This is a genomic window from Rhizobium sp. AQ_MP, from assembly GCF_014237835.1.
Taxonomy (GTDB): Bacteria; Pseudomonadota; Alphaproteobacteria; order Rhizobiales; family Rhizobiaceae; genus Allorhizobium.
In genome coordinates this window covers 411,286-425,421 of the sequence record NZ_JACJVI010000001.1, presented here as the reverse complement: position 1 = coordinate 425,421, position 14,136 = coordinate 411,286, and the positions used below count along the sequence as shown (strand labels likewise).

Sequence of the window (14,136 nt, the reverse complement as noted above, 5' to 3'; positions counted from 1 at the left end):
ACCGGGCGGCATGGATCTGCCTCAGAGGGCGCCCTTGGCGGCCGCGTCCATGTAGGTTGTGGTGAAGCGGAACTTGACGTTCTCCTTGTCGCCGAGAACCGAGCCGTCCGCGAGTTCGATCCCGATGACGTCGGCAGAGGGCGCGCCACTGCCGAGCAAGCCCTTCTCGAAGAGGAAGTTGCGGACCAGATCCATGGTCTTCGGAAGTTCCGGGGAGGCCGTGAAGGCCACGGCATCGGCCGGCTTGTCGAAGAGCTTGGTGGCGGCCATCTGCGCCTCGAAGCCGGCGAGGTCCGTTCCCGATGCAGCCCCCATGGCGGCCCGGGCCGCCTTGCCTTCTTCGGTATCGGCGGTCATCACGGCGATGGTGTCGTACCAGATGCCGGCCAACGCCTTGCCGAAGTCCGGATTGTCCTTGAGCACATCGGTATTGGCGACCATCAGGTCAATGATTTCGCCTGGGATCTGCGAACTGTCGAAGACCTTCTTGGCGGAGGCGTCCTGCAGGATGCTGGAGACCAGGGGGTTCCAGGTGACGACGGCGGTCACGTCAGGCGTCTGATAGGCGGCGACCATATCCGCATCCGAAGTGTTGACCACCTTCACATCCCGCTCAGAGGAACCAATGCTTTCGAGCGCTCGGGCCAGCAGATAGTGGGAAACCGAGAACTCGACGAGATTGACGTTCTGGCCCTTCACGTCCTCCAGCTTGTCCTTGCCCTTGAGGATCAGCGCGTCGTTGCCGTTCGAGAAGTCACCGACGATGACCGCGGTGGTATCGACGCCGCCGGCGGCCGGGATCGACAGGCCATCCATATTGGTGAGCGTCACCGCATCGAAGGCACCGGCGGTATACTGGTTCATCGATTCCACGTAGTCGTTGAACTGCGTGACTTCGATGTTGATGCCGTATTTGTCGGCCCACTTCTTCACGATGCCGGTGTCATTGGCATAGCCCCAGGGCATCCAGCCGACATAGATCGACCAGGCGACCTTGAAATCCTTCTTCGGTGCGGCCTCGGCCGGTGTCATCTGGCTGACGGCAAGCGCGCCGGCCAGTGCGGTGATGGATAGGAGTGTCTTGACAGTCTGCATGTAGAAATTCCCCTTTTGCGTCTTCGAAAAGGGATCGGCATGGACCATCGCGCCGCCAATCCCTTGGCTTACGAGGTCTCCCGGGCTTTTGTCCCGCCGTGCACCCGATGGGATGTCTCTCCATCGGGAGCCGCTCTCGGACCAGCCACGCATGCTGCGTCGGAACCCTAGCGGCTAACTCTAAGACTGAGGGAGCAAGGCGCGTGCCAAGTGAGCCACCACGTTGCAGAATGGGGCGCTCAGGGACTCGATGAGCCGGTCAGGGCTAGCACTGCTTGTCTCACGGGCAGCGATGCCTGCTAAAGAGGCAGTTTATACCAGCGGCACGGAGCTGCCGGAAACTTCGACAACTTTGGCAACAGCCGCCGAAAACCGCCCGTTCGGCGAACGGGCGGCCTCAACATCATGCCTGTGTGGGCAGGGCATGAGCGCACCGGCCTGGCGGAGGCCGATTTCGGTATCACGGGATCATGGACTTGAAGGCACCTGCCTGGCTCTCGACCCAGCTTTCGAACGAACGAGGTTCACCACCCGTCAGGGTCTTGAAATCGCCAGTAATACCGGCAAGGCCGCCGCTTCCGATCATGGTGTCAATCGATGCGAAGACGCGGGCCACCGGCTCCGGGAGCCCGGCTCCCACCATGCCCTGCACCAGACCTTCGACCGGCACATTTACGACGGCGATCTGCTTGCCGGCCGCCTTCGAAATCAGCGCCGCCATTTCGCCGTGCGTGTAGCAGGCGCTGCCGGTCAGCGTATAGGTCTTCTTCTGGTCCCCAGCGGCGACGAGCGCTGCGGCGATTGCGCGCGCGATATCGTCGCGTGCAATGTGAGCAACCTTGCCGTCGCCCGCAGCCGAATACCAGTGACCGGAGGCCAGAGCCGGACCGGCACTCATCATGACGTTTTCGAAATACCAGTTGTTTCGCAGGATCGTCCAAGCCGGTAGCCCACTTGCCTGGATCGCGGCCTCCGTGCCCTCATGATCTGGCGCAAACAGCAGCGGTGAATTCACCGGCTCCGGCATCGAGGTGTAGAGCAAGTGCTTCACACCTGCCTTTTCCGCAGCCGTCACCGCGGCACGGTGCTGAACGAGGCGATGACCAGGACGGTCGAGCGTGTCGGTGCTGATGATCAGAACGTTTTCGGCGTCGGCAAATACGGTCTCCATGGATGTGACATCATCGAAGTCAACCCGGCGAACGTGGACACCTTGTGCGGCGAACTCTGTCAGCTGTTCCGGCTTGCGGCTCGCTGCGATTATATCACCCGCAGGCACACCAGAGGTTTGAAGCAGATGATGCAGAACGCTTCGGCCGAGTTGGCCAGAGGCGCCGGTAACGAGATACTTGGCTTTCATGACAGATCCGTTCGATAGGCCCAAAACAGGGCTGGTTTAAAATTCAGACTAGGTCTAGATTTCAGATTGCCAATCAGCCGTAAAGTAGGCAGTTTTTCAGAACCAGGTTCGTCGGACGATACCCATGACCGCACATGCCAAGACACAGCTCGACTTCAGCGCAGCAATTGCAACTGCAATGGCGATGATGAAAGAGCCGATCAACACCGTTTTCGATGCAGCGAACTGCCCGGTCCGTGACGTTTTCGCGCATATCGGCGACAAGTGGGCATCGCTCATCTTGCAGACACTCGGCTTGAGGCCCCACCGTTTCGGCGAGTTGAAGCGGGCCATACCGGATATCTCACAGGCGATGCTCACAGGGACATTGCGCACCCTGCAACGCGACGGACTGGTTCATCGCCAGGTGTTCCCCACGCAGCCTCCGAGCGTCGAATATCGTCTGACGGAGCTCGGCCAATCTCTGCTGGGACCCGTTGCAGCACTTGTCGTCTGGACGGCGGAGCATCACGGACGAATCCGCGAGGCCCGAGCCGTTTATGATGGGGAGAACCCGCCCGTGAAGAAAAAGGTGGCGCCAGCCTAGGACCGAACCGGTCGAATGAGATCGGTGATCCCTTCACCCCTGAGAGAATTCGTCAGAGGCGCCATCCCGCTGCGTCGGTCAAATCGGGGACTGCGAACTTCTGACCGACCACCAGACTTGTTGTTGCCGCACGATCATGGCAGGAAACGTGAGGATAACCGCGTTACAAGAGAGCAAGATCATGTCGAACGTCATCAAGTTCGAACGCCCCCCGGAAGAGAAACCCTCGAAGCCGAAGACGACCGTCTCTCCTTCAAGCCGCAAGTTCCTCATCTGGGCCGGAATACTCGGCGCCTTTGTGCTTGCCTGGGGCTATTTCACGCTTTTCGGCGGCGCCGCAGTACCCGCTTGACCTCTAACATGCGTCAAGGCCGTCTGACTGCCTCGGCGACCAGAGCGCCCCTTGCGCCGATCACCCGTCCTGCCAACTCTGCTCCCGCTGCTACCGCATCCGCCAAGGCCGCGCCGTCAAGCTCGGCCGCCAGATAACCTGCGTTGAAGCTGTCACCGGCAGCGGTCGTGTCCACAACCCTCTCGACCGGCGGGGTCGGGAACTTGAACAGCCCACTGTTGTTGACCGCGACGGTGATATCATCGGCTCCGTTCTTGACAATGACCCGTCGAGCGCCCTCCGCCTGATAGCGCCGTGCTGTCGCTGCGGGGTCACTGTCGCCGAACCAGGTTGCCTCATCCTCGAAGGATGGAAGACAGAGGTCGCTGACGGCTGCCGCGCGGTGAATCCACCCGCGCATGGTGTCCGGATTGTCCCAAAGACGCGGTCTGAGGTTGGGGTCGAAGACCACGGTGCCGCCCCTGCCTGCGAAATGGCTGAGTGCCTCGATCAGCGCGAGTCGATCCTGGTTCGGCAGGATCGCCAGCGTAATGCCTGACCAATAAGCGACATCAGCTCCATCCAGGGCCCGCGCGAGCGCTGCGGGATCGCTTGCCAATCTCTTCGCCGCGCTATCGTTGCGCCAGTAAGTGAAACTGCGCTCCCCGTCCTTCAAGGTGATGTAATAGAGGCCGATCGTCTTATCCGCCAGGCGACGAACATGGGTCGTACCGATGCCCTGGCTGATCAAAAAATCCAAAAGTCTGTCCGAAAGGCCGTCATTGCCGACGGCACTGACATAGTCGATCTCCCAGTCGGGGCCGAGGCTGTGGCGCAGGTAAAAGGCAGTGTTGAGCGTGTCCCCCGCAAAGCTCATATTGAGCGTGCCAGGCATGTCGGTTTCCGACAGTTCGCCCATGCATTCGCCGATCGATACGATTCGTCCCATCGTCACCCCCGCCCTTTGGATCTCATCTCTGCTTAACGCGCCAACCAGCCGCCGTCGACGGGCAGGATCGTGCCATGGACATAGGTGGACGCGTCGGATGCCAGGAATACGGCAGCGCCTCCGAGTTCATCCGGATTGCCCCAGCGTCCGGCCGGAATACGAGCGAGGATGTCGCTGGAGCGTTTCGGGTCTTCGCGCAGAGCGGTGGTGTTATTGGTGACGAAGTAGCCAGGCGCAATCGCATTCACGTTGATGCCTTTGCCTGCCCATTCACAGGCCAGCAATCGCGTCAGACCTGCAAGGCCGCTTTTGGAGGCGGTGTACGAGGGAATGCGGATGCCCCCCTGGAAGGAAAGCATCGACGCAATGTTGATGATCTTGCCACGACCATTCGGGATCATGCGTTTTGCAGCCGCCTGCGAGAGGAAGAAAGCCGTCTTCAGATTGACATCCATAACGGCATCCCAATCGGCTTCGGTGAAGTCGATTGCGTCGGCGCGACGGATGATACCGGCGTTGTTGACGAGGATGTCGACCGCGCCGAAGGCAGAAATGGCAGCCTCAACGATGGCATCCACCGGCTCGATGGTCGACAGATCAGCGGAATAGGAAGCGAAGCGTCCCGCAGATGAACCGATCAGAGCTTCCGTCTCGCCCATGCTTGAACGGCCGACGCCAAGCACGGCGGCGCCGGCAGCGGTAAGTGCCACGGCAATGGCTTGTCCAATCCCGGTATTGGCGCCGGTGACAATGGCGGTTCGGCCGGACAGATCGAAGGATGGCTTCATGGAGGTGCTCCCGGGTGTCGGTTTGGGCTGGATGGTTCAAGCGTCGAGAAAGAGGGCAGGATCGAGATCCTTGATATCCGCGAGCTCTTCGGTAAGGCGACCTATGTGGTGGCTCATGGCCAGAACTGCGGCACCATCGTCACGGTGACGCATGCCCTCGATTATCGCAGCGTGTTCGGCAATCACGAGAGCAAGCCGCCCCTGTTGCGGCAGTGTGATGAAGCGATAACGGTCGATCTGCACCTTGACCTGTGCAATCACGGCCCAGATCCCCGGATAGCCGGCGATGTCGGCAATCAATTGATGGAAACTGCTGTCGATCTGATGGAAGTGCGGTATGGCGCCGGAGTTGGCCGCTTCGACAAGTGCCTGCTGGTTGGCGTCAAGTTCGCGCAGTCGATCATCCGTCATCGACGCGATGGCGAGCGAGACCGTCGTCGCCTCAAGCGCCTTGCGGATCAGAATGGCTTCGTAGAGGGCACGGCGAGGTATGCGCGATACGAATGTGCCTGACTGCGGATAGATCTCGACCAGTCCTTCATCAGCCAGACGCAGCAGAGCTTCGCGGACGGGGGTACGGCTCACGCCGAAGCGTTGGCCGAGTTGTTTCTCGTTCAACATGTCGAGCGGCTTCAGCTGCATCCGCACGATTTCATCGTGCAGTGTCGCATGAATTTGGGTGGCGGCTCTGCCTGTACGTATGCGTCCACGCCCGTTTTGGGCAGGCACACTGCGCACCCTGCGCGTGCTTCCTTCTCTGTCAGACATGCTCCCTCCCAAGACTGAGATACTAGTATATCAGTCTTGGGAGGGAGGCAAATAACGGCTGCTTCAAGCGCTTCCGACCCGGGTAATCAGAGCCCCGCGCGCTCGTCAGGTCAGTTACTTCTGCGCGCAGATAGCGTAGCGGTGCTGGGTCGCTCGCTCCAGGCCTTTGAAAAAGGAGAAGTTCTTCCGCTGCGCCCGGTGTATGGCCGCCATGTCCTGATCGACCGTAATCTTCGAGAAGCCGGCTTCTTTCAAAAGGTCTGCGACCGCGTTCGCCTGGGCACCTTCGGAAAAGTGCACGCGCGACAGGATGCTGGTATGGGTCGCCGCCATGTCCGCATTCGGGGCACCATGCTGAGCATCGCTAGCGAGACCGAGACGGCTCGCCAACCCGGTCAGTGTCTTCAAGATTCGGGTCAACCTCGACGTGTTGACGAAATCACCGTCGACAATCAGCACCATGCCACCCGGTTTCAACACGCGATGCCATTCCCTGAAACAGGCGAGCGGATCGACCAGGGTCCAGACGAGATGACGGTTGGTGATCACGTCATAGGCTTCGTCGGGCTCCATCGTGCGCTCTGCATCGCCCATCAGGAAACGGATCTGGCGCCCACGCGTCTTTGCCTTGGCACGGGCTCGCTCGAGCATCGGCTCGGCCCAGTCCAGGCCAGTTACCTTGAAGCCGAGATCATCAAGCAGATGGGAAACAACGGCCGTACCGCAGGCGAGATCCAGCGCGGCACGCCCTTCACCGTCTCCAAGATGCTTGCGAAACAGCGCATGCCAGGCAGCCCTCTCGCCTTCCGAAAAGATCTCATGACCCGGCTGACTGTCGAAGGTCTCGGCCCGCTGCGACCAGTAGGCTTTGATTTCGTCGCGAAGGTCATGATTGGAAATGGCGCTAAGAGATTGCATCTTCTGGATTTTCCGATTCCGGGCCAAGGAGGCTGGAACACTTCTAAAAGATAATTCTTGACTGTCAAACTCATAAAAACATAGATCACGGAAAATCACAAACAGGAGAACCAATCGTGTTCAAGATGGAGAAGGTGGCTTCTGCCGCCGCGATTTCGCTCGTCCTATTTTCCGGCGTCGCGTGGGCTGGCGAGACGGTGAAGATCAAGGACATTACCGGTCGTGAAGTCGAAGTGAGCGTGCCGGTCGAGCGCGTGATCCTCGGCGAAGGTCGCCAGATCTATTTCACGGCGGCACTCGACACGGACAATCCGTTCGGCCGCGTCGTTGGCTGGCGTGACGACTTCAAGAAAGCCGATCTCGACGGCTACAACATCTACCTGAAGAAATTCCCGGAGATGGAGAAGATCCCGACCTTCGGCGGCATGAAGGATGGCACCTTCGATATCGAGCAGGCCGTTGCCCTGAAGCCCGACGTCATCATCATGAACACGGAAGCAAAATCAGCGACCGAAGAGAGCGGCTATATCGAAAAGCTCGCCGCAGTCGGCATTCCGCTCGTCTACATCGACTTCCGCGAAAAGCCGATGGAACACACCGACGATTCGATGCGCATCATCGGCAAGCTTTTCGGCAAGGAAGAGCGCGCCGAAGAGTTCGTGAAGTTCCACGACGACCAGATCGCCCGCGTCACGGATGCCTTGGCCAAACAGGCCGACCTCAAGAAGCCGGTTGTCTTCATGGAACGCGCCGGTGGTTACTCCGACGATTGCTGCATGTCCTTCGGCAACGAGAATTTCGGCAAGATGGTCGAACTCGCCGGCGGCATCAACATGGCCAAGGACATCATTCCGGGCACCTTCGGCACCGTCAACCCGGAGCAGATCATCGCCTCGAACCCGGACCAGGTCATCGTGACCGGCTCCAACTGGGAGCTCTATGTTCCCGGCGGCAAGTGGGTCGGTGTCGGCCCGGGTGCCGACAAGGCCGAAGCTGCGCGCAAGCTTTCCGAACTGATGAAGCGCCCCAGCTTCACCGACATCAAGGCCGTCAAGGATGGCAATGTGCACGCCATCTGGCACCAGTTCTACAACAGCCCCTACCAGTTCGTCGCCGTGCAACAGATTGCCAAGTGGTTGCATCCGGATCTCTTCAAGGACCTCGATGCCGACGCCACCTTCAAGGAAATGCATGAGCGCTTCCTGCCCGTCGACTACCAGCCCGGTTACTTCGCCTCGTTGAAGGCAGGCTCCTGATACCCATCCGGCCGGCAGGCAACTGCCGGCCGCTTGCCCTCGCGGGCACCAAAGACAGGAAGAGACGAATGGCTACCACCGTCGAAACGGTCCTCCCAGCCTCAAGCGACACATATCGCGCCCTGACCGCAAAACGCCTGGCAATCCTTGCCGGGCTTTGCCTCTGTCTGGTGCTGTCGATTGCCGTCGACATGGCCTATGGCCCTGCGCGCTACACGCTGTCCGAAGTCGTCTCCACGATCTGGGATCCCGTCTCGGCCGGCAATCAGCTGCGTGTTGTCATCTGGGACATCCGCATGCCGATCGCGCTGATGGCGGTGACCGTCGGCGCCTGTCTGTCGCTGGCAGGAGCGCAGATGCAGACCATCCTCGCCAATCCGCTGGCCTCGCCATTTACGCTCGGAATCTCCGCGGCGGCCGGTTTCGGTGCGGCACTCGGTCTCGTGGCTGGTGTTGCCGTGTTTCCGGCAGCCGTCCAGTACATGGTGCCGATCAATGCCTTTCTAATGGCAATGCTCGCATCGCTTTTCATCTACGGCGTCTCGACCATGCGCGGCGTCACGGTGGAAACGATCGTGCTGCTTGGCATCGCCCTGGTCTTCACCTTCAACGCGCTGCTCTCGCTGCTCGAATATCTCGCTTCCGAACAGGCGCTCGCCGCCGTTGTGTTCTGGACGATGGGATCGCTTACCAAGGCGACCTGGGGCAAGGTGGCCCTAACCTTTGCCGTGCTCGTCTTCTGCGTCCCTCTCTTTGCCCGCCGCGCCTGGGCACTGACAGCACTGAGGCTCGGCGACGACAAGGCGGCCTCCTTCGGCGTCAATGTCCGGGCGCTGCGGCTCGAGACCATGCTCCTGGTGAGCTTGCTCGCCGCCATTCCCGTTTCCTTCGTCGGCACGATCGGCTTCATCGGCCTGGTCGGCCCCCATATCGCGCGCATGCTGCTTGGGGAGGATCAGCGCTTCTTCCTGCCCGGCTCCGTGCTTTGCGGCGCACTTCTGCTTTCCGTGACCTCGGTGGTGTCGAAGATGTTGATCCCCGGCGCGATCATGCCGATCGGGGTGATCACCGCACTCGTCGGTGTGCCCTTCTTCTTTTCCCTCATTTTCACCAACAGGAGGCGCGCATGGTAGCCCTCAGGCTTGAGGCGCTTGGCGCGCAATACGGCCGCCACCGCGTCTTCACGGATATCACCACGGGCGATATCGCCGGCGGTATCCTGACGGCCGTCATCGGTCCGAATGCAGCAGGCAAATCAACGCTGTTCAAGCGCATCGCAGGCTTGCTGAAGGGCGAAGGCGTCGTCCACCTCTCCGGGGAGGAAAGCCTCCGCCCTATCTGTTACATGCCGCAGGACACCGGCGCGAATGCCGTGTTGACCGTCTATGAGAGCGTGCTTCTCGCGTCGAAGCAGGGTTCCGGCTGGAAGGTCGCGGACAACGAGTTGCTGGAAATAGACCGAATTCTGGCCTCGCTGCGGATCTCTGATCTCGCCTTTCGCGATCTTGGTGAACTGTCCGGTGGACAGCGGCAGTTGGTCGCGATCGCCCAGGCACTCGTGCGCAAGCCGGAAGTGCTCTTGATGGACGAGCCGACTTCCGCACTTGATCTATTCCGGCAAATCGAAGTGCTGCAGTTCATGCGGGAGCTTGCCGCCGAAAGCGGGATCGCCGTCCTCATCGCTCTTCACGACCTGAACCACGCGATGCGCTACTGCGACCACGCCCTCGTGGTGGCCGATGGTCGTCTGGTTGCGAGCGGGCCGACCGCCGAGGTGATCACGCCTGACATGCTGAAAGAGGTTTACCGGGTTAAAGCTCGCATTGAGTCCTGCACCCACGGGCGCCCTCTGGTCATCGTGGATGCGGCGCTGGCATAGAGCCTGACCGGACGCTTAGCTAAGACCCATGTAACGCCCCGGCTTGTGGTTGATCGCCAGGATCAGATTGGCGATCGCTGCCCCAAGGACAGAGAGCGCAAGCCGATCAGCGGGCAGGACAAAGAACGCGATCGCGAGGATCGTCAAGTCGACGCCGAGCTGGAAATAACCCGCGCGCAACCCCGTCTTCTCCTGCAGATACATTGCGAGAATATTGATCCCCCCGAGACCCGTGCGATGGCGAAAGAGCATCAGTAGACCCGTGCCGATGAGTCCGCCGCCGATGACCGTCGCATAGAGCGGATCGAGATAGGAGAAATCGATCCACTGACTGTTCAATTTCGATAGGATCGACACAAGTGCCACGGCGGTGAAGGTGCGCAGCGTAAACGCCCAGCCCATGCGCTTCACTGCCAGAATGTAGAAGGGCAGGTTGACGAGGAAGAAGATCAGACCGAAACCCCAGCCACTGACATAGGACAGGAGCAGGGCCAGACCGGCGCTCGACCCGACCGTCAACATCGTCTCCGTATAGATCAGAGTACCGAGGGAGACGAACATCGTGCCAGAGATCATCGCGAGCACGTCTTCGTAGAGGCGATGGCGCTCGGCGCCCGCCTGGTTCATGGTTGTCGTGGTCATGGTGTCAGCCCAGAAGCGGTTTCAGAACGCTCGCGACACGCGGAATGTCCTGGCTCTTCAGGCCCGCGATGTTGATGCGCCCGGAGGTTGGCATGTAGATGCCGTGATCTTTGCGAAGCGCCAGAACGTCGGCCTCCTTCAGCGGCAGGAGGGAGAACATGCCCTGCTGTTCTCCAATCTGCGGTGCAAGCTGCCAGCCATCGCCGAGTGCTGCCGCCAGTTCGCGGCGCAGCCCGTTCAGGCGATCGCGCATGCCGTTTAGTTCATCGATCCAATCTTGGTGCAGCCTATCGGTGGACAGGATCGTGCGCACGACGGCCGCGCCATGGTCTGGCGGCATCGAGTAGCTGGTGCGCGCCATGGTGACAAGATTTGAACGGGCCACGTCGGCCGCGTCCTGGGTATCGGCGACGGCGAAGATTGCACCGGTGCGCTCGCGGTAGATGCCGAAGGACTTGGAGCACGATACGGCAACAAGGGCCTCGGGCACTGCCGCGAGGATCATGCGCAGACCCGCCGCGTCTTCCTCGATACCGGCACCGAAGCCCTGATATGCGGAATCGATAAGCGGCAAAAGACGCCGCTCGGCGATGACGGAAGCGAGTTCTTCCCATTGGTGGGCGGTCAGCGTTGCGCCGGTGGGATTGTGGCAGCTGGCATGAATGAGCACTGCATCGCCACGCGGCGCGCTGCTCAGCGCCTTCATCATGCTGGCAAAGCGAATGTCCTGGGTCGGCACGTCAAAATAGGGATAGGTTTCGACGTTAAGCCCCGTCGCACCGAAAATGCCAGCGTGATTGGGCCAGCTCGGCAGGCCCAGATGCAGGCGGCCACTTCCCGCGCGCGCGATCAGATCCGAAGCCAGGCGCAGAGCACCCGATCCACCCGGCGTCTGAACGCCGGCGGCGAACTTGTCGTGGCCCTTGCCCCCAACGAGGTCCCAGAGGAGATCAAGAAATACCCGGTCCCCTTCCGGCGCCACGTAAGACTTGCTGTCCTGGTTCTCAAGCAATTCCTTCTCAGCTGCCTTGACCGATCGCATGACCGGCGTGCGACCCTGATCGTCGCGGTAGACACCGACCCCGAGGTCGATCTTGTCCGCGCGCTGATCTGCGTTGTAGAGGCCGATCAGAGCCAGCAAAGGGTCGTTGGGCTGGGAGGCGAGCTTTTCGAACATTTCGAGACCTCAAGGAGGAAGAATTCGTTCCGAGATGGATAGCAATATTCCCGCGCAAAGTCTCAGCGGAATTGGCGCAGAGCAGAACCGGAGAATAAAGAACATTGCGCGGTTTTGGGGTTTTGCGATAGATTTTTGTGATGGGGTCAGTTCGCGAGATCGATTATGGAAGCAGTAGGCGGTACACTCGACAGGATCGATCGCAAGATCATCAGCTACCTGCTTCAGGATGCGGCCTTGACCAATGCCGAACTGGCTGAACGGGTGGGCCTGACGGCGGCCCCTCTGTCGCGGCGCCTGGCCCGACTCTATGCAAGCGGGATCATCAAGCAGAAGGTCGTCATCGATCCGCCAAGCGTCGGGCTTGGCCTGCAGGCCTATGTGGAGATCACGCTCGACCGTACGACGCCGCAGGTCGGCGAGCGCTTCATCGAGCATGTCGGCAAGCTTGATGAAGTGGTCGAGATCCATGCCGTGGCTGGCGACTTCGACTTCCTCTTGAAGATCTCCGTGAAGGATATGGCGGACTACAAGCGGCTGATCTGGCAGGAGTTCGACCGGCTCGCCGAGATCAAGACAATCCGTTCCACCATGGTCTTCGACAGTCCGAAGGTGTCGCACGGCTATCTGCCGAAATGAAAAGGGCGCCGTCGGGCGCCCTCGTCGAATCTTTGCTGAGGCGTTCAATCAGCCTGCAGCGGCGATCTTGCCACGCCGCGCCATACGGGCGCGGATCGACTCGACATCGGCGCGCGGCGTCGCGGCAAACAGCGTGCGGGTATACTCGTGCTGCGGATCGGAGAAGACCGCATCACGCGAGCCGTATTCGACCGCCTCGCCGTAATACATCACCATCACTTCGTCGGCGATGTAGCGCACGACCGACAGGTCATGGCTGATGAAGACGTAAGTCAGGCCGAACTCTTCCTGCAGGTCGGCGAGCAGGTTCAGCACCTGGGCCTGGACCGAGAGGTCGAGTGCAGAGACCGGCTCATCGAGCACCAGCAGTTTCGGATTGAGCATCAGCGCCCGGGCAATGGCGATACGCTGGCGCTGGCCGCCGGAAAACATGTGCGGGTAGCGGTTGTAGTGCTCCGGGCCGAGGCCGACCTTGACCAGCATGTCGGTCGCGCGTTCGCGACGCTCCGCCGCACTCATCTTGGTGTTGATGAGCAGCGGCTCGCCAAGCACGTCGCCGATCTTCTGGCGCGGATTGAGTGAACCATAGGGGTTCTGAAAGACGATCTGCACTTTCTGGCGCATGTCGGCAGTCAGGTGACCCGGGCGCGTATCGACCTTCTGGCCGTCGATCAGGAGATCGCCTGCGGTCGGTTCATCGATGAAGGTCAGGATGCGGGCGAGCGTGGACTTGCCGCAGCCGCTTTCGCCGACGATGGCAAGGGTCTTACCCTTGTCGAGCTTGAAGGAGACACCCTTTACCGCATGGACGATCTTGTCCTGCTTGAAGAAGCCCTGCGGCACGCGGTAGTCGCGCTTGATGTCACGGATCTCAAGCATCGGAGTTTGCGTCGCTTGCGTCATGCTGCACCTCCCGTTTCAGCGGCGGCCAGGAAGTCGGAAACCGTCGTCAGGCGGTCGCCGGTGGCGTTTTCCGGAAGGGCGGACAGCAGCGCGCGGGTGTAGGGGTTCTTCGGGTTTTCGAAGAGCGAGAGCACGTCGGCTTCCTCCATCTTACGGCCCTTGTACTGAACGATGACGCGGTCTGCAGTCTCGGCCACCACGCCCATGTCGTGGGTGATCATGATCAGGCCCATGCCGGTTTCGGCCTGAAGCTTCATCAGAAGATCGAGGATCTGCTTCTGGATGGTCACGTCGAGTGCGGTCGTCGGCTCGTCTGCGATCAGCAGTTTCGGATTGCAGGCGATCGCGATCGCGATCATCACGCGCTGGCACTGGCCACCCGACATCTGGTGCGGGAAATGGTTCAGCCGCTCTTCCGGATCCGGGAGCCCGACCAGCTTGAAGAGCTCGATGGCGCGTTCGCGGCGCTCCTTCTTGCCGAGCCCCATATGCAGCCGCAGGACTTCCTCGATCTGGAAGCCGACGGTGAAGCATGGGTTGAGGCTGGCGACCGGTTCCTGGAAGATCATCGCCACGTCCTTGCCGATCAGCTTGCGGCGCTCGGCGGCCGAGATCTTCTGGATGTCGCGACCCTGGAATTCCATCTTGTCGGCGGTGATCTTGGCCGTCCAGGGCAGAAGACCCATGACGGCGAGCATGGCGACGGACTTGCCGGAGCCGCTCTCGCCGACGATGGCCAGCACTTCGCCCGGTTCGACCGACATCGACACGCCGTCAACGGCCTTGAACCAGCCGGTGGCCGTCTCGAACTGGACGGTGAGGTTCTGGATATCGAGAAGTGCCAT

Annotated in this window: 16 protein-coding genes and 1 riboswitch; of the genes, 6 read left to right on the top strand and 10 right to left on the bottom strand. The window is 60.6% G+C overall.

The window, feature by feature from the left end:
- Positions 1–21: 21 nt before the first annotated feature.
- Both H6M51_RS02190 and H6M51_RS02185 read right to left on the bottom strand, forming a co-directional pair.
- The gene (locus H6M51_RS02190) at positions 22–1,095 is read right to left on the bottom strand and encodes a putative urea ABC transporter substrate-binding protein (protein WP_185808235.1); all 1,074 of its coding nucleotides are present in this window, start codon (positions 1,093–1,095) and stop codon (positions 22–24) included.
- Positions 1,096–1,170: 75 nt separating this feature from the next.
- Positions 1,171–1,277, bottom strand: a riboswitch (guanidine-I (ykkC/yxkD leader).
- A gap of 278 nt (positions 1,278–1,555) precedes the next feature.
- Positions 1,556–2,455, bottom strand: coding sequence for an SDR family oxidoreductase (locus H6M51_RS02185; RefSeq protein ID WP_185808234.1), 900 nt, complete (start codon positions 2,453–2,455; stop codon positions 1,556–1,558).
- A gap of 124 nt (positions 2,456–2,579) precedes the next feature.
- On the opposite strand from H6M51_RS02185, the gene H6M51_RS02180 reads away from it, so the two are divergent.
- Entirely contained in the window at positions 2,580–3,041 is a 462-nt protein-coding gene (locus H6M51_RS02180) for a helix-turn-helix domain-containing protein (RefSeq protein ID WP_185808233.1), read from the top strand.
- Positions 3,042–3,222: 181 nt separating this feature from the next.
- Entirely contained in the window at positions 3,223–3,393 is a 171-nt protein-coding gene (locus tag H6M51_RS02175; protein ID WP_185808444.1) for a hypothetical protein, read from the top strand.
- A 13-nt stretch (positions 3,394–3,406) separates the two neighbouring features.
- Here H6M51_RS02175 and H6M51_RS02170 read toward each other — a convergent pair whose 3' ends face one another.
- The 4 genes from H6M51_RS02170 to H6M51_RS02155 all read right to left on the bottom strand — a co-directional run bounded on the left by H6M51_RS02170 (position 3,407) and on the right by H6M51_RS02155 (position 6,795).
- A complete protein-coding gene (locus H6M51_RS02170) occupies positions 3,407–4,321 on the bottom strand; it encodes a sugar kinase (RefSeq protein ID WP_185808232.1) in 915 nt (304 codons plus the stop codon).
- Between the two features lie 32 nt (positions 4,322–4,353).
- Positions 4,354–5,109 (bottom strand): 2-dehydro-3-deoxy-D-gluconate 5-dehydrogenase KduD, encoded by a 756-nt coding sequence (gene kduD, locus H6M51_RS02165; RefSeq protein ID WP_185808231.1) that lies wholly within the window; start codon positions 5,107–5,109, stop codon positions 4,354–4,356.
- Positions 5,110–5,145: 36 nt separating this feature from the next.
- Positions 5,146–5,877, bottom strand: a complete 732-nt coding sequence (locus tag H6M51_RS02160; RefSeq protein WP_185808230.1) for a GntR family transcriptional regulator — start codon at positions 5,875–5,877, stop codon at positions 5,146–5,148.
- A gap of 114 nt (positions 5,878–5,991) precedes the next feature.
- Positions 5,992–6,795: a class I SAM-dependent methyltransferase gene (locus H6M51_RS02155; RefSeq protein WP_185808229.1), complete on the bottom strand. Its 804-nt coding sequence runs from the start codon at positions 6,793–6,795 to the stop codon at positions 5,992–5,994.
- Between the two features lie 125 nt (positions 6,796–6,920).
- Between H6M51_RS02155 and H6M51_RS02150 the strand changes: the two genes are divergently transcribed.
- The 3 genes from H6M51_RS02150 (at position 6,921) to H6M51_RS02140 (ending at position 9,930) form a co-directional block, all read left to right on the top strand.
- Positions 6,921–8,051, top strand: coding sequence for an ABC transporter substrate-binding protein (locus tag H6M51_RS02150; RefSeq protein WP_185808431.1), 1,131 nt, complete (start codon positions 6,921–6,923; stop codon positions 8,049–8,051).
- 68 nt (positions 8,052–8,119) lie between these two features.
- Entirely contained in the window at positions 8,120–9,184 is a 1,065-nt protein-coding gene (locus tag H6M51_RS02145; RefSeq protein ID WP_185808228.1) for an iron ABC transporter permease, read from the top strand.
- Entirely contained in the window at positions 9,178–9,930 is a 753-nt protein-coding gene (locus H6M51_RS02140; protein ID WP_185808227.1) for an ABC transporter ATP-binding protein, read from the top strand. The genes H6M51_RS02145 and H6M51_RS02140 overlap by 7 nt, the downstream gene beginning before the upstream one ends.
- 15 nt (positions 9,931–9,945) lie before the next feature.
- Here the strand turns inward: H6M51_RS02140 and H6M51_RS02135 are convergent, their stop codons facing one another.
- The gene (locus H6M51_RS02135; protein ID WP_185808226.1) at positions 9,946–10,572 is read right to left on the bottom strand and encodes a YitT family protein; all 627 of its coding nucleotides are present in this window, start codon (positions 10,570–10,572) and stop codon (positions 9,946–9,948) included.
- Between the two features lie 4 nt (positions 10,573–10,576).
- Positions 10,577–11,749: an amino acid aminotransferase gene (locus H6M51_RS02130; protein WP_185808225.1), complete on the bottom strand. Its 1,173-nt coding sequence runs from the start codon at positions 11,747–11,749 to the stop codon at positions 10,577–10,579.
- Between the two features lie 165 nt (positions 11,750–11,914).
- Between H6M51_RS02130 and H6M51_RS02125 the strand changes: the two genes are divergently transcribed.
- Positions 11,915–12,388 (top strand): Lrp/AsnC family transcriptional regulator, encoded by a 474-nt coding sequence (locus H6M51_RS02125; RefSeq protein WP_185808224.1) that lies wholly within the window; start codon positions 11,915–11,917, stop codon positions 12,386–12,388.
- A 48-nt stretch (positions 12,389–12,436) separates the two neighbouring features.
- Here the strand turns inward: H6M51_RS02125 and H6M51_RS02120 are convergent, their stop codons facing one another.
- Both H6M51_RS02120 and H6M51_RS02115 read right to left on the bottom strand, forming a co-directional pair.
- Positions 12,437–13,291 carry a dipeptide ABC transporter ATP-binding protein gene (locus tag H6M51_RS02120; protein ID WP_185808223.1) on the bottom strand — a complete coding sequence of 285 codons (855 nt, stop codon included), beginning with the start codon at positions 13,289–13,291 and terminating at the stop codon, positions 12,437–12,439.
- Positions 13,288–14,136, bottom strand: a complete 849-nt coding sequence (locus tag H6M51_RS02115; protein ID WP_185808222.1) for an ABC transporter ATP-binding protein — start codon at positions 14,134–14,136, stop codon at positions 13,288–13,290. The genes H6M51_RS02120 and H6M51_RS02115 overlap by 4 nt, the downstream gene beginning before the upstream one ends.